The organism is Acinetobacter sp. 1542444 (assembly GCF_000581835.1).
In the GTDB taxonomy this organism is placed as follows: Bacteria; Pseudomonadota; Gammaproteobacteria; order Pseudomonadales; family Moraxellaceae; genus Acinetobacter; species Acinetobacter pittii.
In genome coordinates, this window is sequence record NZ_JEYA01000004.1 from 200806 (window position 1) to 219110 (window position 18305).

Here is an 18305-nt window from a genome sequence, read left to right on the forward strand (position 1 = left end):
ATGAAATAAATAATATTTCTGGTGGGCTAATTTTCGGCTACCCCACCTATAGCAGGGTTAAAACAGGAGGCGGGTCTTGTTTAGAGATATGAGGGGACTTATAAGAATTGGACCAATAATATTGTTGTTTTGGCTCAGATGACTGTATTAACGGTGAAACAAGCTTTTCTTGTGCTTCTACAATCACAACATGAAAACATGAAGGTAAATGGTCATGATGATCAGACAAGATTAAAGGAGCTTTATGAGTAGTTCCTACGATATCTGTCTTTTCCGTATGGCTATATTGTGAAGCTTCATAACTCAACGCTGCATGATGACCAAAATGATGTAATGCCTTTTCCTGATTTTCATGGGCGCAAAATGCTGCTGCCACATTCCATAAACTTTGGAATATAAGCAAACAGAATAAGACGGACATGAAAAGTGCAGAACGTGGCAACAGCACACCATTAAACTAAGAAGTTGAACAAAGCCACTATAGCAGGCAGTGGGCATGTAATAAAATTACATCTAATAAGTAGCAGTATAGAAGCGATTCTAATCTCGCTTGAGTAAAGATAAGAATAAATCATTAAGAATCTCTATCTTTACTCATAGGAAACTAATTATTAAGTAATTAGTTTCCTACAAAATAAAAAATTATTTACGCTGACAAGTTAAATGAGGGTTCTTACTTTCTTCAGCTTTAGCTTTTGTTTCTTGCTGAGACTTAATATTCTTTTCGAGAAAAATTAACCCTCCATCAGCATGAGCCAAACTTGTTGAAAGAAGTAAAATCATCAAAGCCGATTTTGTGTTTAGTTTAATAGACATAATAATCACCTGATCTAAATATTTCGAATTTATTTAATGACTTAGCCCAGAAATAAAATTAATTTTTCGCATACCTTAGTTAATCAATTCAGGACAAATCTTCTGAGTCTCTAAGAAGCATGCGGATATACTTTCATTTCATTTTTAGAACCAACTAAACAATGAAGGGAGAACACCGTGCAGTCGCAACTCATCAAAAAGTTGGACTAAGGCCGCAACCCAGATAAACCACACCACCTGCGTCAAAAAAATACGGAAATGCTTCGGTGAAACCTGATAGAACTCAGGCTCTTTAAAATTTTTGAAACTTGGTAAAAAGCGTGGAATTGTCTTTATATAATCTGAATATGCAGTTCCATATTTTTCACTCAGGAATGCTTCTTCTTGGCGTATAACAAAATGGTAGTAACAGAGAAAATAAAGCGTGAATACTATTGGAAAGATAAACGTCTCTGTAATCAACATGATCCCGACTCCACCCAGATAACTAAATAGATAGAGTGGATTTCTACATAAAGAATAGGGACCGTCTGTCACCAACTTGGCATTCTTAAATCCGGAAATGTAAAGACTGCACCATATTCTTCCCATTACTCCGATGCCCACAAAAAACCATCCAAAGAACCATAAAATATGTTCTATAAATGCCGCTTGGAAATGCCATTTACTAAAACTTAAAGCAAGAATAATAGCTAAAATCAGCCCAATCACTCGGGAGCTCACAGTTCTAACACGGGGGGTAAATAAAATATTCATTTCCATAAACCTCCATCACTGTGAATCATCAGAGATGAGATAACCGATTCATTAAAATAATATTTTTGTTTTCCCGAAAGATTTGACAGAACCTTATATCCCGCCTTGTCATTAACATAAAGACGTGAATGTTTAAGCGAGTAATCTACATAGAAGATTGCTGCGCTTTGTTTGCACATATAATTAAGCATAAAATAACCCTTTGAAATAAATAAATTTCTGGTGGGTTATTTTTCGGCTACCCCACCTATAGCAGGGTTAAGACAGGAGGGGGATTTAAAGAGCCAAGATACGGAGACTGATAAGAATTAGACCAGTAATAGATTTGTGAAAGCTCATGTACACGCACAAAAGGTTCTTGAGCTTGTTGTGCATTTTCAGTCATCACTACATGAAAACATGAAGGTAAATGATCGTGATGATCTTGCCAGCTTAATGGAGCATTCTCAGAATTTTCTACAATACCCACATGTTCAGTCTGCATATGGTCTGAAGATTGATATACATTTAAATCTGCATGATGACCGAAATGTTGTAATGTCTTTTCCTGATTTTTATGCACGCAAAATGCCGCTGCCACATTCCATAAGCTTTGGAATATAAGCAAACTAAACAAGACGGACATAAAAACTGTAGAACGTGGCAACGGTACACCATGACAGTAAATTGCACAAAGTCACTATAGCAAGCGATACCAATGTAATAAAATTACAAAATGATTTTTGGTTAATTTATCACTGTTTTAAAAAAGTTTTTTCTTTAGAAAAATTAATTTCCTGTTTGAGTTCCTGCAATGTATAAACTATTTTCTACCCTACTCGTTGTCGTCTGTTTAAATTTGAGTGCTTGTGCCACGACATTACTTTCAGAAGCTTTACCTAACGAAACCACAAAAACCGAGAAAATCATTTTAGCAAAAGATCAAATCATTGCTTTAGGACAAGCTGTTCAAAACCAGCAAGAACAAGGGATCGTCTTTGTAGGTCAAGATTTCAGCTATTTAATGACTGACGGTAGCTCAAACCTTTTAAATATTATCAAAAGTATTCCAGCAGAACAGAGAAACTTAAAGACACCATCACCGCTTGTACTTGAGATGGATGATTCTACTCATTTTCATGGTGAAATAACGATTCTTTATAATATTCCCACTTATCAAATAGATGAAAAACAAAAAGAACTTTTAAATACATTAGGTTTTAAAAATCAATTTATGGCGATGGAAAATCAAAAACAAGTTTTCTACCCTTTTACCATAATCCGCTTTAAAGGAAAGATTTATCAAAAAGCAGATAATCAAAAGATTCAACAGCAGCTCCCAACTCCCTACCCAGTCGCTCTACAACAAAAAGATGAAATAACCAAGAAACATCCGTTTAAACGTGTAACACGCATGGCTTTATATCCTCTAGCAATGACCTTTGACGTGATTACGGTAGCTCCATCATTAATCTGGTCAGATTTACATGGTGACTTTAATAAATAAGATCTTTCACTCTTAAAATAAAAACTAGCCCTTAGGCTGGTTTTGTTTAAAGAAATTTCTTTTGTTTGATATTTATAAATTTTCTTAAAAGTCTTTTGCGTTAAATAATAGCTATTTTTTAATTTTAAAAGCTCTAATTTCCCTTAAGAATGCCACTATTCTCATAGTAGTTTCACTTAGCGTAAGAACACGTGTAACTTTTATGTAAGCCAAAACTTCATTATTTTTCATCCAAATGCGCTATATCACATTTACAAAAAAAAACATAATATTTCAATATAAGGGACTAGCTTAAAAGTGTGAGTCAATTCAATTAAATTGAGGAACAAGGGAGACTATCATGAATATGAAATCAATCAAGTATAGGCTTAATCACTTGTTTGCTTTTGAAAACTTACCTTCTGATATGCATTCACAAGCAGTTGATGAAATTGAACAGGGTTTACGCTTTGAGGAACTAGCCGAGCAAGACCATGAACGTATGCAAAACTGGTTAGATGTAACTCCTAACGACCGAAATGCTATGTGGTGCTACCTACGAGCAGCTTTACGTGGTAGCTCTGACGCTTCTTTTAAGCTTGGTATCGGTTATCTAAATGGTCAATTTGGATTAGATAAAAATTATCGTGAAGCTGAAAAATGGCTACAAAAAGCAGCAAGTCAGGGACATCCCGATGCTGAACGCTGCTTACAAGAAGCGTTTAGCAAGCTCGCTTTTTCTTAAAATAAAAAAACCAGCCCTTAGGCTGGTTTTTAAATTAACAGAGATTATCCGCTAATTTTTTTGTATTTAGTACGTTTTTGAACAGCGTCTTCACCTAAACGTGACTGACGATACGCTTCATATTCTGCATAGTTACCTGTGTAGAATTCTGGCTGTTCATTTTCAAATGACAAGATGTGTGTCGCGATACGGTCAAGGAACCAACGGTCATGCGATACCACCATTACCGTACCTGGGAATACAAGAATTGCATCCTCAAGCGCACGTAAAGTTTCAATATCCAAGTCGTTTGATGGCTCATCTAGTAAGATAACGTTTGCACCTTGCTGTAAAATTTTCGCAAGTTGTAAACGGTTACGCTCACCACCAGACAATTCGCCTACGCGTTTTTGCTGATCTTGACCTTTGAAGTTAAAGCGGCCGATATAAGCACGTGAAGCAATTTCATAATCGCCCACTTTCAAAATATCTAAACCACCAGACACTTCTTCCCAAACAGTTTTGTTATTGTCTAGAGTGTCGCGAATCTGACCCACGTAAGCCACTTTAACTGACTCACCTAAAGTCACAGTACCTGTATCAGGTTGCTGTTCGCCAGTCATCATACGGAATAACGTCGTTTTACCCGCACCGTTTGGACCAACGATACCCACAATTGCTGTTGGAGGTACAGTAAACGATAAGTTTTCGTACAATACACGGCCGTCAAATGATTTGCTGATACCTTCCACTTCCACAACTTTATTACCCAAACGAGGGCCAGGTGGAATGTAGATTTCAGACGTTTCATTACGTTGCTGGAATTCTTTAGAGTTAAGCTCTTCAAAACGCTCCATACGTGCTTTGTTTTTCTTTTGCTGACCTTTCGCATTTGAACGAACCCATTCAAGTTCTTTTTTCAATGCTTTAGCAAAAGATTCTTCTTGTTTCTGCTCTTGTTCTAAACGAGCATTTTTTTGCTCTAACCAAGAAGAATAGTTACCTTGGTAAGGAATACCATGCCCACGGTCAAGCTCCAAGATCCACTCGGCAACGTTATCTAAGAAATAACGGTCATGCGTAATCGCAACGATTGTGCCAGGGAAATCTTTCAAGAAGCGCTCTAACCAAGATACCGATTCTGCATCTAAATGGTTCGTCGGTTCGTCAAGAAGCAACATGTCTGGCTTTGAAAGCAATAAACGGCAAAGTGCTACACGACGGCGTTCACCACCTGAAAGCTTAGTTACGTCTGCATCCCAAGCTGGAAGGTTCAAGGCATCTGCCGCGATTTCAAGCTGGTTATTTAAGTTATGTGCATCCCAAGCATGGATAATTGATTCTAATTTTTCCTGCTCTTTTGCAAGTGCATCAAAATCTGCATCCGGATCTGCATATTCTGCAAAAACCTGATCAAGGCGCTCTAATGCATCTAAAGCTTCACGCACGCCATCTTCAACGTTACCACGAACGTCTTTAGTCGGATCAAGAGGTGGTTCTTGCTCTAAATAGCCGATTTTAATTCCAGGTTGTGCACGAGCTTCACCAGAGAAATCTTTATCTACGCCAGCCATAATACGAAGCAAAGTAGATTTACCTGCACCGTTCAAACCGAGCACACCAATTTTGGCACCCGGGAAAAATGATAAAGAGATGTCTTTTAAGATTTCGCGCTTTGGCGGAACCATCTTAGACACTCGGTTCATCGTATAAATATATTGGGCCACGCAGGACTCCTCAATTGAAAAACCAATACATCGCATAAGCGATAAATAATCGCGCGTATTATACGCTGAAAACCTCGATGACTTGAAGTTATGATTTCCATCGTACGGATTTATCAAACAATTTTCTTTTTCAATAAGTTGCAAAATGTTTATGGATAAGATTTATACAACGTTTCAGCGTATATTTTTCTATCTTTATTCCTAAAATTAGAAAACAAACCAGAATTTGTGCAATTTTCTATTTAACTTTTAAGCTAGACTCGCTCAATATTTAACTCACGAAGATGAAGTAATCATGACTTATAAAGATGAAACCTTAGCAATTCATGCTGGCTACTCACCCGAAGCAACAACAAAAGCGGTTGCGGTCCCTATTTATCAAACCACTTCATATGCATTTGATAATACACAGCACGGTGCTGACCTTTTCGATTTAAAAGTTCAGGGCAATATTTATACCCGTATTATGAACCCGACCACTGCTGTGCTTGAGCAACGTCTTGCTGCACTCGAAGGCGGAATTGGTGCTTTAGCCTTGGCTTCTGGAATGGCAGCGATTACCTATGCTGTCCAAACGATTACAGAAGCGGGAGACAACATTGCCTCCGTCTCAACTTTATATGGCGGAACTTATAATTTATTTGCCCACACCTTACCAAAACAAGGCATTGAAGTTCGCTTTTTTGATTATCAACGGCCTGAAAGCTTACGTAACTTAATTGATGGTAAGACTAAACTTGTTTTTGTTGAATCAATTGGGAATCCACTCGGAAATATTATCGATTTAGAAGCAATTTCAAAAATTGCACATGAATATGGCGTACCTGTCATCGTCGATAATACGGTTGCCACCCCTGCCTTATTAAAACCATTTCAATATGGTGCCGATATCGTCATCCATTCGCTTACTAAATATATTGGTGGTCATGGCAATAGCATTGGTGGTGCAATTATCGATAGCGGTAAATTTCCTTGGGGTAAATATCCAGAGCGTTTTAAAGTTTTGAACACGCCAGACCCAAGTTATCACGGCGTTAATTATGTTGAGGCATTAGGCGAGGCTGCCTATATAGCACGAGCTCGCGTTGTACCATTGCGTAATACAGGCGCGGCAATTAGCCCACTGAGTGTTTTCTTAATTTTACAAGGCCTCGAAACTCTAAATCTCCGCATGGAGCGTCATACTGAAAATGCGCAAAAAATTGCAGAGTATTTACAGACCCATCCAAAAGTAAAATGGGTGAATTACGCAGGTTTAAAAGATCATCCGCAGCACCAGCTTGCTCAAAAATATGTAAAAGGTAAACCTTCTGCAATTTTATCTTTCGGTGTACAAGATGGACGTGAAGGAGGTACTCGATTCATTGATGCACTTCAGCTATTTACTCGTCTTGTAAACATTGGTGATGCGAAAAGTTTGGCTTGCCACCCTGCAACTACAACTCACCGTCAGCTCAATGAACAAGAGCTTAGATCTGCTGGTGTAAGTGAAGATATGGTTCGTCTTTCCATTGGAATTGAGCATATTGATGACTTAATTGCCGATTTAGACCAAGCACTTTCAGCTGTATAACTTTTAAACTATTTATCAAGCCTCTGGAAATAGAGGCTTTTTTTCTTTTTTTGTTCATTATATAACTAAAATAATTAATGGATTAAGATACTATTTTAGAGTTTTTACTCTAAATAAATTGTTGAATTTCATATATTTACAGACTAGACAATTTTTAAACATCTATTAAGATAAAGACAATATTTATGAGTTCATCTGGATGAATCTACGGTTGTAAAAAATAAAAATTACATACCGGAATAAATAGTCCCTGCCCCTACTTAGGTAAAATGCTGTGAATAAAAAATTAGAAGCTCTGTTCCAGGAAAAGGTACAAGATAAAGTCATTTTAGTGACAGGCGCCTCGAGTGGAATCGGATTAACGATTTCAAACAAACTTGCTGATGCTGGTGCCCATGTTTTACTGGTTGCCCGCACTCAAGAAACTTTGGAAGAAGTAAAAGCAGATATCGAAAAACGTGGCGGTAAGGCATCAATTTTCCCATGTGATCTTAACGATATGGAAATGATTGACCAAGTATCTAAAGAAATTTTAGCAACTGTGGATCACATTGATATTTTAATTAATAACGCAGGTCGCTCTATTCGCCGTGCTGTACATGAGTCTTATGATCGTTTTCATGACTTTGAACGCACGATGCAATTAAATTATTTTGGCGCGGTTCGCCTAGTTCTCAATATCTTGCCGCATATGATTCAGCGTAAAGACGGACAAATTATTAATATTAGCTCGATTGGTGTTTTAGCAAACGCTACTCGCTTCTCTGCATATGTCGCGTCTAAAGCCGCTCTTGATGCATTTAGCCGCTGCCTATCTGCCGAAGTTCATGCACACAAAATTGCGATTACTTCAATTTATATGCCATTGGTTCGTACCCCAATGATTGCACCAACTAAAATTTATAAATATGTACCAACACTTTCACCTGAGCAGGCCGCTGATTTAATTGCTTATGCAATTGTGAAACGTCCAAAACGTATGGCAACCAACTTAGGCCGCTTAGCTTCAATGACTTATTCTGTAGCGCCAGGCATTAATAATATGTTCATGTCGATTGGTTTCCGTTTATTCCCAAGTTCAGATGCAGCGAAGGGACAAAAAACCGAGAAATTAAACTGGGCGCAAAAAGCATATGCACGTATTTTCCCAGGTGAACATTGGTAATTTTGAGTTAATCACATAACGAATAAAAAGCGACTTAAATAAGGCGCTTTTTTTTAACTAAAGAACTGATCAATCGAGAAACTGAACGTGCCCTGTTTTCACATCGTAAATTGCACCCACAACTACGATCTCACCTCGATCAACCATATCTTTAAGCACACTACTATTATTAATAATGTACTGGATGTTGTAATGAACATTCATTGCTGTGACTTGACTAATAAAAGCATTACCTAATTCACGTGGTTGCATAATGTCATATACGCTATCAACCGAATGCATTAATGGTCCAAGTACATATTGAATGTGTGGCATTTCCTTCACATCCGATACTTGTTTTTGTTCTAAACGCAATTGACATGCACTCGTCACCGCACCGCAATCAGTATGTCCTAAAACAACGATTACTTTAGAACCTTTAGCCTGACATGCAAACTCAAGTGAACCCAATACTTTTTGCCCAGCAATATTACCTGCAATTCGCAAGCTGAACAGATCACCAATACCCACATCAAAAATCATTTCAGTAGGAGCACGTGAGTCCATACACCCAAGGACTGCTGCGATCGGATGTTGCCCTTCATCTGCAGTCACACGAATTTGTCGGTAAATATCACGTTGAAGGCGTTCATTTTTTACAAAACGCTCGTTCCCCTCTTTAAGTAGGTTAACGACCTGTTGTGGACTCAGCTTTTGTTGCAAATCATGTGTACTAATATCAATATCAAGTACCGCATCATCAACGTCTTGATAGTGCTGTTTGAACCCGACCAATTTAAGATTTACTTGGCGTTTAATAGCCGTTTCACTTTGATAATCTTGAATAACTTGATAGATATCAGGATCAATCGAATCACACTGAGTTGCATCAATAATGAGTTGCTGATGTTTATGCACATGTTCTAATGCCGAAATAAGCGCAGAACGATTAAGAAAGGTAACTTGTGATGGGAGTTCAATACGAGTCACTACGCCATGTAAACGCTTCTCTCTATAAACACGAATACCTTTATTAAAATTGCCATAGAGAATAAAAGCACTACTGGTGAACAGACCAATTAAAATTCCCATTAAAAGATCGGTCAGTAAAATTGCAACTAAGGTAATAATAAAAGGTAAAAACTGTTTCCAACCTTTTTGATAAAGCTGTTTAAATAGTTTTGGATGAGTAAGCTTAAAGCCTGTCACGATTAAAATCGCAGCCAATGCAGACAGAGGAATCATGTTCATTAATGGCACGAAGAATAAAACCGCTAACAGCAACAATACCCCATGAATAATGGTAGAGCACTTACTACGCGCGCCTGTATTCGCATTCACCGAACTTCGCACAATCACTGAAGTCACGGGCATGCCACCTATTAAGCCCGATACGATATTCCCTGTACCTTGTGCCCAGAGTTCACGATTCGGCGGAGAAGAGCGTTTTTGAGGATCGATTTTATCTGCTGCCTCTAAATTCAATAAGGTTTCTAAAGAGGCCACAACAGCCAGAGTAATTGCCCCTGTGTAAATCATAGGCTCAGCTAAATAGCTAAAATCAGGGAAAATTAATACTTTTTCGGGTGCCTGTAATATATTCGGCAATTGAATGAGATTATCAATTTGTACTGCCCATGAAGAGCCCATACTCACTAGAATAAAATTTAAAACAGCTGCGAGCACAACCGCAATCAAAGCGGAAGGTAAAGCTAGTTTTTTAAGCGGACTGCTATCCCATGCTAAAATTAAGAATAGACTGAGCAAACCAATAAGTGCCGCTCCTCCATCAAAACGTTGAAGGAATGCATCTGGTGTTGAAGTCCAAACCTGTTTCCATGAAAAATCAGAAAGTCCAAACAGATAAGGTAATTGCGTGGCAATCAGGATCACGCCAATAGCGGCTAATAACCCTAAAATGACATTATTTGGGATAAAGTTCGCAAAGAACCCTAACTTAAATAATCCAAATAGAATTTGTAGAACACCGGCAAAAATAATACATAATAAAAAGGCGGCATAATTGCCGCCTAATTGTTCTAACTGTACAAGGATGACAGCAGTCAGCCCTGCCGCTGGGCCTGCAACGCTAATGTGAGAACCACTCAGTAAACCCACAATAATGCCGCCCACAATACCTGCAATAATACCAGAGATGATGGGAGCACCTGAGGCTAAAGCGATACCCAAGCATAGTGGTAATGCCACGAGGAATACGACAACTCCGGATAAGAGGTCTTTTAAATGAAATCTATTTTTCAGGTTTAAAACCGACATAAAACAACCATTTATAATAAAAAGAAATAAGCAAAGTTGTACTATTACAGCCTGAAAGTGAGTAAATGCTTCAAGGCTGGGTTGATGATGTCGAACAACTGAATATCATTAAAGTTTAGTTATGCTATAACGTTGTGTATTTAATTGTGTATTTAACAACGATTTGTTGATCTTAAGATTCACCTCATCTTTACGACTGCTTTTTTCTTATTTTGCTTTTATATAGTTATTAAAAACATAATATTTAACCCATAAAAAAGCCTCCAATTGGAGGCCTTTTTATAACTAAAGACTCTTATTTAGAACCTTTAATTCCTGCTTGTAATAACAATGCACCTAAACCACCAATCTTTTGTTCTTGTGGTTTTTCCTGCTTGCTACGCTGAGGGCGTTCAGCTTGATCTTTACGCGGTTGAGGACGTTTACCTTGAGGCTTACGCTCAAAACGCTGTTCTGTATTTTGTTCACGGCGTGGTGGGCGCTGTGCTTTTACAGGTGCAGAACCTTCAGCACGCATACTTAAGTTCACGCGGTTACGTTCAACATCAACCTGCATAACACGCACTTGTACGATCTGGCCCGGTTTTACAACTTTATGCGGATCAGAAACAAACTCATTCGCTAATTCAGAAATATGAACTAAACCATCCTGATGCACGCCAATATCAACAAAGGCGCCAAAGTTTGTGACATTAGTGATCACACCTTCAAGCTGCATACCTTCAGTTAATTGACCAACTTCAGTGATATCTTCGCGGAATTTAGCAGTACGGAACTCTGGACGTGGGTCACGACCCGGTTTTTCAAGTTCAGCTAATACGTCTTGAACTGTTGGCAAACCAAATTTGTCATCAACAAATTCATCAGCTTTTACTTGGCGAATGATTTCGGTATTACCAATGATGTCTTTAACAGTTGTCGCTTTTGCAGCAACAATTTTCTCAACAAGACCATAACTTTCAGGGTGAACAGCAGAAGCATCTAAAGGTTCAGAACCATTTTGGATGCGTAAGAAACCAGCCGCTTGTTCAAACGTACGCTCACCTAAACGTGGTACGCTTTTCAAAGCTTGACGGTTATCAAAACGACCATGCTCTTTGCGATATTCAACAATTTGCTGAGCAATGGCTTTATTCAAACCTGCAATGTAAGCCAAGATTGCTGGCGACGCCGTATTTACATCAACACCAACAGCATTCACACAGTCTTCAACTACCGCATCAAGTGTTTTAGCCAAACCAGTTTGATTTACATCGTGTTGATATTGACCTACACCAATTGATTTCGGATCAATCTTAACAAGTTCAGCAAGTGGATCTTGTAAACGGCGAGCAATCGACACTGCTCCACGAATTGAAACATCAAGCTCTGGAAGTTCAGCCGCTGCAAGCTCACTTGCAGAGTAAACAGATGCACCTGCTTCACTTACAGTCACACGTGTTAATTTGAGGTCTGTATTAGCAGCCATCATTTCAGCCACTACAGCTTCTGTTTCACGGCTAGCTGTACCATTACCAATAGCAATGAGCTCTACATTATATTCACGGCATAGACGCGCAAGTTCAGCAATAGAACCTTCTTTGTCTTCTTTAGGCGCGAATGGATAAATCGTGCTATGAGCAAGTACATCACCTGCATCGCTTACTACTGCCAGTTTCACACCTGTACGAATACCAGGATCAACACCTAAAGTAGTACGACCACCCGCTGGTGCTGATAATAATAAATGACGAAGATTTTCAGCAAATACCTGCATTGCTTCTGCTTCGGCAGTAAGTCGTTTCTCTGTTAGCAATGAATGCTCGATTTGAGGACGAACTTTACCCAACCAGAATAATTTTGCGGTTTGTTTTAAGAAATCTTGACGTGCTTGCGGCTGAATTTGCTCAAGGTTGTATTCAGTTTCAATACGCGCTAATGGCGCATCATCTTCACCATCAACTTTTAAACCTAATACATTTTCTTGACGACCACGTAACATCGCCAATAAACGGTGTGAAGGTAATTTGTTTAAACCTTCAGAAAACTCAAAGTAATCACGGAATTTTTTACCGACTTCTTTCTTTTCTTCAGAAGCAACTGTACTTTTTAAAACCGCAGTTTTTGCAAAAGTTGCTTTTAATTCTGTAGTAAGCGCAATATTTTGTGCCCAATCATCAATCAGAATATGCTGGATCGCATCTAACTGACTTTCAACATCTGGATAGTCTTCATGACTAAAACCAGCCAATGCTTCTGTCGGGTCAACTTGTTCTGCAATAATTTTTTCAGCAATCGGTCCTAAACCTGCTTCTTTTGCTTTAAAAGACTTACTTGTACGCTTAGGACGATACGGTGCATAAATTTCTTCTAAAGCATTTTTTGTTTCGGCTGCATTCACCCGCGCCAACAAGTCATCATTCAATTTATTCTGTTCTTGCAATGACTGAATGACCTTTTCACGGCGCTCATATAAATCACGTAAATACGCTAAACGAGTATCTAATTGGCGTAACTGCGTATCATCTAAACCTTGTGTTACTTCTTTACGGTAACGGGCAATGAATGGAACACTGGCACCTTCGTCAATTAAGCGGATGGCAGCTTCTACTTGGTTTGGACGTACGGCAAGCTCACTTGCCAACTGCTGAACTAAGTCAGTCATCGTGTTTGATCCCACAAGGATAAAGTTTAAAAGCACTGATTATAAAGACCAAGCCCATAAAATCCACACTTGTTTGCGTATTCAAAACGTTTTTTTGTATTGACTCTGAATATTTATACTTTTTACGACTACTAGAGCACGTAAAAACAGTGGTTTAAGTATGAAAAAGTTAAAACTGAACCCTACCTTTTAATCTTTATAAAATATAAACGTATGACTTATGTCATGAACATGACAAAAAATTAATATAATTTATGAGAAATTGATCATATTGATACATAGCCCAAAAGACAAAAATATTGAGGTTGAGCACTACTTTATTCTTCTAATTTCTTATCTACTCAGTTTTTTATCTTAATTCAGCAATCAAAAGTTTATTATATTTATTTCAAATAACTGATTTGAAACAATTAGTTATTACTATTGAATTATTATAAATTTATTGAAAATTTAACTATTTGTTGTTTTAGGGCGGTCTTTGCTAAATTATGGGCTTAAGATGTTGTTTTTTGGTTTCAAACCACCTTGAAAATTGTAATTTTGAGCAAATTGATACATAGTCTAAACAAGAACATCGGCATTATACTGAGGGCTTGTTGGCAATAAGCCTATCCGACCCAATAATATATAAATTATGACTTTAAAAGGGAGTACATCATGAGTTTAGTTGTACCTGCTGAACATCCTGAAACCGTACACAACGAAACGGATCGTGTCGAACGTATTTTAGTGGTCGATGACGATGTGCGTTTACGTACCCTCTTGCAACGTTTTTTGGAAGATAAAGGCTTTGTTGTAAAAACTGCCCACGATGCTTCGCAAATGGACCGTTTATTACAACGTGAGTTATTTTCACTTATCGTACTCGACTTTATGTTACCGGTTGAAGATGGTTTAAGTATTTGCCGTCGTTTACGCCAATCAAATATTGATACGCCAATCATCATGTTAACAGCACGCGGTAGCGATTCAGACCGTATTGCCGGTCTTGAAGCTGGTGCAGATGACTACTTGCCAAAACCATTTAACCCAAATGAGCTTTTAGCACGTATCCGCGCAGTATTACGTCGCCAAGTTCGCGAAGTTCCGGGTGCACCAAGCCAACAAGTTGAAGTGGTTAGCTTTGGCCCATGGTCTTTAGACTTGTCTACCCGCACACTGACACGCGAAGGACAAATCGTTACCTTAACAACTGGCGAATTTGCTGTATTAAAAGCATTGGTACAACACCCACGTGAACCATTAACACGCGATAAATTGATGAACTTAGCGCGTGGCCGTGAATGGGGTGCAATGGAACGTTCAATTGACGTTCAAGTTTCTCGTTTACGTCGTTTAATTGAAGATAACCCTGCACGTGCACGTTACATCCAAACTGTATGGGGTGTCGGCTATGTATTCGTTCCAGATGGTGCTGAATAAGCTTGAGATAAGATAGAGTGAGTTTAGAACCAATCGCCCCACAGAACTTTACCGATTACGTGACCTACTCAGAGCGTAAACGGACTCGATGGGAACGTTTTCTCGACAAAATAAAGCCACGTTCTGCTGCCATGCGTACCACTATTTTGGTACTGCTGGTAGTGTTCTTTAGCTTATTTATGTCTTTATGGTTCTTTTGGCGCACTCTTTATTTACCTGAAATTCAACAGCACGCCCGTTATCTTGCGGTCGAGCTTGAGCTCGTCAATAATCCTGATATACGAATTTTTCATCGTGAAAATGAAGTAGATATTGATGCGTGGTTGCGTAATCGAGTCGGTATTGAATACGTTACCAACCCCAAAGAATATCCAAGTGTCCGAGAAAAGGTCATTGCCGAGTTTTTTACCAATCATGTCGAAAAAAAGCTGGCAAATGAGATTGGGACTAAAGACGTTACCGTTTACTTTCAGTTTAAACCGAGCCCACGCATTTGGATTCAAACACCTGAAATGCATGGGAACTGGGTTCGTGAGCCTTTAAAAACCTATGCCAACTACAGTCCTGAACTTTTAGTGGGTTGGGTCGTGGGTGTTCCATTACTGTCGGCTATCATTATTTTAATTTTGGTTCGACAGATGAACCGCCCTCTGCGTCGTTTGCAAAATGCTGCCAATGAATACAGTAAATCTGGAACAGCGCCGTACCTTGATACCAATCACGGTCCATTAGAAATTCGTCAAGTAAACCAAGCCTTTAATCGTATGGTCTATACACTCGATCAGACTGAGCGTGAACGACGTATTATGTTGGCAGGTATTTCACATGATTTACGCACCCCTCTTACACGCATACGTTTAACAGCAGAGATGCTGCCTGATGAGTTTTTGCGTGAAGGTTTGGTTTATGACGTAGATGATATGGATGCAATTCTTAATCAGTTCATTTCATACATGCGCGATGGTTCAGATGAGGAGTTGAAAGACACCAATATCAACATGCTTTTGCAAGAACTTGTTGTGCAATTTAAACCTCTCGATATTCAATTCGAGATGCAGGATGTACCTATTATTCCGGCACGTAGTCTTTCTTTAAAAAGACTTATTGCCAACTTGATTAATAATGCAAAACGCTATGGTGCTGAACCGATAGAGCTCAGTGCAAAAGTTGAAAATGAATCTATTTTAATTACCGTTGCTGATCATGGTGAAGGCATTCCGGCAGATCAAATTGAAGAGTTAATGCAACCTTTTGTCCGCGGAGACTCAGCAAGAACCATCCAAGGCAGTGGTCTTGGGCTGGCTATTGTTAAACGTATTGTCGATATTCATCATGGTGAGATTCAAATTCATAATCGTGAACAAGGTGGTCTAGAAGTTATTATTTCTTTACCAATCCCAAAACCGAGTACCGAAGAAAATACCACGACGAATCCTTTGGAAAAAATAAAACAAACATTAAGTGAGCGCTTTTAATTTGATCAATCAGCAATTAAAATCCTTGTTTTAATGATAAATAAAAGCAATAAAAATCAATTAAATAAAAACCATAAATATAATTTATACCGCCATTTATTTACAAAATTAGACCTTAGCCTAACACCTATGCACTTTTCAATTTTTCATAGCTAAAATCCCGTATGTTTTGACAATATTGAGGATGTCCAATGTCTTTAAGTCGTATTCGCCTAGCTTCTCTTCATGACAAGGTCATCAGTGCTGAACAAGCTGCGCAATTCATCGAAAATGGAATGACCGTTGGTATGAGTGGTTTTACTCGTGCCGGTGAAGCTAAAGCTGTTCCACAAGCACTTGTAGAACATGCAAAGAAAAATCCGTTAAAAATCACGTTAATTACGGGTGCTAGCTTAGGTAATGACTTAGACAAACAACTCACGGAAGCAGGTGTTTTATCTCGTCGTATGCCATTTCAGGTAGACAACACTTTACGTCGTGCGATTAACAACGGCGAAGTTATGTTTATTGATCAACATTTATCAGAAACTGTTGAGCAAATGCGTAACCAGCAACTTAAACGTCCAGACGTTGCGGTGATTGAAGCAATTGCGATTACTGAAGATGGCGGTATTATTCCAACAACTTCTGTAGGTAACTCTGCAAGCTTTGCTATTTTTGCCGAAAAAGTTATTGTTGAAATCAACACATCTTTAAGCGAAAGCTTTGAAGGTTTGCATGACATCTATATTCCGACTTATCGCCCAACACGTACTCCAATTCCATTGACAAAAGTGGATGAGCGTATTGGTACAACCGCAATCCAAATCGATCCTGCAAAAATTGTAGGTATTGTATTTAACGATACACATGACTCACCATCAACAGTAACTCCTCCAGATGATGAGACTCAAGGCATTGCAAACCACTTAATTGCTTTCTTTAATAAAGAAGTTACAGAAGGTCGTTTACCGAAAAACCTTGGTCCATTACAAGCAGGAATTGGTTCTATTGCCAACGCTGTATTAACAGGTTTAAAAGATTCTGATTTTGAAGACCTCATCATGTACTCAGAAGTACTACAAGACTGTACCTTTGAACTCATTGATGCAGGCAAAATGAAATTTGCTTCTGGTAGCTCAATTACCCTTTCTGCAAAATGTGGTGAAAAAGTTTTTGGCAATATCGAAGCTTACAAAGATAAATTAGTGCTTCGTCCCCAAGAAATTTCTAACCATCCTGAATTGGTTCGTCGTTTAGGGATTATCGGTATTAATACTGCGCTTGAGTTTGATATTTACGGCAACGTGAACTCAACTCACGTGTGTGGTACTAAAATGATGAACGGTATTGGTGGTTCAGGTGACTTCGCTCGTAATGCCCACTTAGCAATCTTTGTAACCAAATCAATTGCTAAAGGCAGCGATATCTCTTCTATCGTGCCTATGGTGAGCCACGTTGACCACAGTGAACACGACGTTGATATTTTAGTGACAGAGCAAGGTTTAGCTGACTTACGCGGTTTAGCGCCTCGTGAACGCGCTCGCGCTATTATCGATAATTGTGTACACCCACTTTATCGTGATGCATTAAATGACTACTTTGACCGTGCATGTGCTAAAGGTGGACATACTCCTCACTTACTTCGTGAAGCATTGTCTTGGCATGCAAACTTCGAAGAAACAGGTCAAATGCTTCAAGCAGCACCAGTTGCAAAATCAGCTTAAATCACTGGTTTAATTCAAGCACTCCTTCGGGGGTGCTTTTTTATTTGTTTAAATTATTAATAAAAAACTGCTCAAGCCCGAATTTTTATTTTATCTTTTCAGCACATCAAAACAAAAAGTAGAAATCCATATGTTTATTATTCGTCAATTTACAAATGCAGATCTGGATGATGTCGTTATTTTATGGGAAAGCTGTGGTCTGACGCGTCCTTGGAATAATCCTGAAACCGATATTTTCAGGAAAGTCTCACAACAGGATGATTTATTTTTGGTTGCTATTAAAGATGAGCAACTGATTGGTACGCTTATGGGCGGCTACGACGGCCATAGAGGCTGGATTAACTATTTGGCTGTTCACCCCCACCAACAACGCTTAGGAATCGCTACAGCGCTCGTTCAGCAGCTTGAGAAGCGTCTCATCGCTCGTGGCTGCCCAAAACTGCAATTATTAGTTCGTAAAGACAATTTGAATGTATTGAATTTTTACGAACAGCTTGGCTATGACGAGGTAGAAGCAGTGTGTTTAGGAAAACGACTTATTCGTGATAGTTCTCACGATTAGAGACAAGTTTTCAG

At 38.7% G+C, this 18305-nt stretch carries 17 protein-coding genes; 9 read left to right on the top strand and 8 right to left on the bottom strand.

The genetic code is table 11. From position 1 onward, the window contains the following. Positions 1–46: 46 nt before the first annotated feature. The 5 genes from J580_RS16090 to J580_RS16100 all read right to left on the bottom strand — a co-directional run bounded on the left by J580_RS16090 (position 47) and on the right by J580_RS16100 (position 2218). Positions 47–442: a cation efflux protein, CzcI-like gene (locus J580_RS16090; protein WP_416202039.1), complete on the bottom strand. Its 396-nt coding sequence runs from the start codon at positions 440–442 to the stop codon at positions 47–49. Positions 443–642: 200 nt separating this feature from the next. Continuing rightward, positions 643–816 carry a hypothetical protein gene (locus J580_RS23230; RefSeq protein ID WP_212750316.1) on the bottom strand — a complete coding sequence of 58 codons (174 nt, stop codon included), beginning with the start codon at positions 814–816 and terminating at the stop codon, positions 643–645. A gap of 144 nt (positions 817–960) precedes the next feature. Beyond that, a complete protein-coding gene (locus tag J580_RS16095) occupies positions 961–1578 on the bottom strand; it encodes a methyltransferase family protein (protein WP_000425720.1) in 618 nt (205 codons plus the stop codon). Further along, positions 1569–1763 carry a hypothetical protein gene (locus tag J580_RS23850; protein ID WP_017386418.1) on the bottom strand — a complete coding sequence of 65 codons (195 nt, stop codon included), beginning with the start codon at positions 1761–1763 and terminating at the stop codon, positions 1569–1571. Before J580_RS23850 ends, J580_RS16095 begins: the two co-directional genes overlap by 10 nt. A gap of 56 nt (positions 1764–1819) precedes the next feature. Beyond that, the gene (locus J580_RS16100; RefSeq protein ID WP_032004912.1) at positions 1820–2218 is read right to left on the bottom strand and encodes a cation efflux protein, CzcI-like; all 399 of its coding nucleotides are present in this window, start codon (positions 2216–2218) and stop codon (positions 1820–1822) included. A 147-nt stretch (positions 2219–2365) separates the two neighbouring features. On the opposite strand from J580_RS16100, the gene J580_RS16105 reads away from it, so the two are divergent. Together J580_RS16105 and J580_RS16110 are read left to right on the top strand one after the other, a co-directional pair. Further along, positions 2366–3058 (top strand): hypothetical protein, encoded by a 693-nt coding sequence (locus tag J580_RS16105; RefSeq protein ID WP_014207850.1) that lies wholly within the window; start codon positions 2366–2368, stop codon positions 3056–3058. Between the two features lie 340 nt (positions 3059–3398). Beyond that, on the top strand, positions 3399–3782 hold the full coding sequence (locus J580_RS16110) for a tetratricopeptide repeat protein (protein ID WP_002116715.1): 384 nt from the start codon (positions 3399–3401) through the stop codon (positions 3780–3782). Between the two features lie 44 nt (positions 3783–3826). Here J580_RS16110 and ettA read toward each other — a convergent pair whose 3' ends face one another. Next, positions 3827–5488, bottom strand: a complete 1662-nt coding sequence (gene ettA, locus J580_RS16115; protein WP_005067029.1) for an energy-dependent translational throttle protein EttA — start codon at positions 5486–5488, stop codon at positions 3827–3829. Between the two features lie 295 nt (positions 5489–5783). On the opposite strand from ettA, the gene J580_RS16120 reads away from it, so the two are divergent. Both J580_RS16120 and J580_RS16125 read left to right on the top strand, forming a co-directional pair. Then, a complete protein-coding gene (locus J580_RS16120; RefSeq protein ID WP_032004913.1) occupies positions 5784–7061 on the top strand; it encodes an O-acetylhomoserine aminocarboxypropyltransferase/cysteine synthase family protein in 1278 nt (425 codons plus the stop codon). A 274-nt stretch (positions 7062–7335) separates the two neighbouring features. Next, the gene (locus J580_RS16125) at positions 7336–8226 is read left to right on the top strand and encodes an SDR family NAD(P)-dependent oxidoreductase (protein ID WP_002116932.1); all 891 of its coding nucleotides are present in this window, start codon (positions 7336–7338) and stop codon (positions 8224–8226) included. Between the two features lie 69 nt (positions 8227–8295). Here J580_RS16125 and J580_RS16130 read toward each other — a convergent pair whose 3' ends face one another. After that, a complete protein-coding gene (locus tag J580_RS16130; protein ID WP_005067022.1) occupies positions 8296–10482 on the bottom strand; it encodes a SulP family inorganic anion transporter in 2187 nt (728 codons plus the stop codon). A 295-nt stretch (positions 10483–10777) separates the two neighbouring features. Beyond that, complete coding sequence (locus J580_RS16135; protein WP_002116875.1) at positions 10778–13126, bottom strand: Tex family protein; 2349 nt, start codon at positions 13124–13126, stop codon at positions 10778–10780. 657 nt (positions 13127–13783) lie between these two features. Between J580_RS16135 and ompR the strand changes: the two genes are divergently transcribed. The 5 genes from ompR (at position 13784) to J580_RS16155 (ending at position 18291) form a co-directional block, all read left to right on the top strand. After that, on the top strand, positions 13784–14548 hold the full coding sequence (gene ompR, locus J580_RS16140) for a two-component system response regulator OmpR (protein WP_000060753.1): 765 nt from the start codon (positions 13784–13786) through the stop codon (positions 14546–14548). 17 nt (positions 14549–14565) lie between these two features. Next, on the top strand, positions 14566–16023 hold the full coding sequence (locus J580_RS16145) for an ATP-binding protein (RefSeq protein WP_002117035.1): 1458 nt from the start codon (positions 14566–14568) through the stop codon (positions 16021–16023). 33 nt (positions 16024–16056) lie between these two features. Next, complete coding sequence (locus tag J580_RS23235) at positions 16057–16179, top strand: hypothetical protein (RefSeq protein ID WP_078210314.1); 123 nt, start codon at positions 16057–16059, stop codon at positions 16177–16179. Positions 16180–16214: 35 nt separating this feature from the next. Further along, positions 16215–17729 carry an acetyl-CoA hydrolase/transferase family protein gene (locus tag J580_RS16150; protein ID WP_032004914.1) on the top strand — a complete coding sequence of 505 codons (1515 nt, stop codon included), beginning with the start codon at positions 16215–16217 and terminating at the stop codon, positions 17727–17729. Between the two features lie 130 nt (positions 17730–17859). Continuing rightward, positions 17860–18291, top strand: a complete 432-nt coding sequence (locus J580_RS16155; protein WP_002116887.1) for a GNAT family acetyltransferase — start codon at positions 17860–17862, stop codon at positions 18289–18291. The last annotated feature ends 14 nt before the right edge of the window (positions 18292–18305 follow it).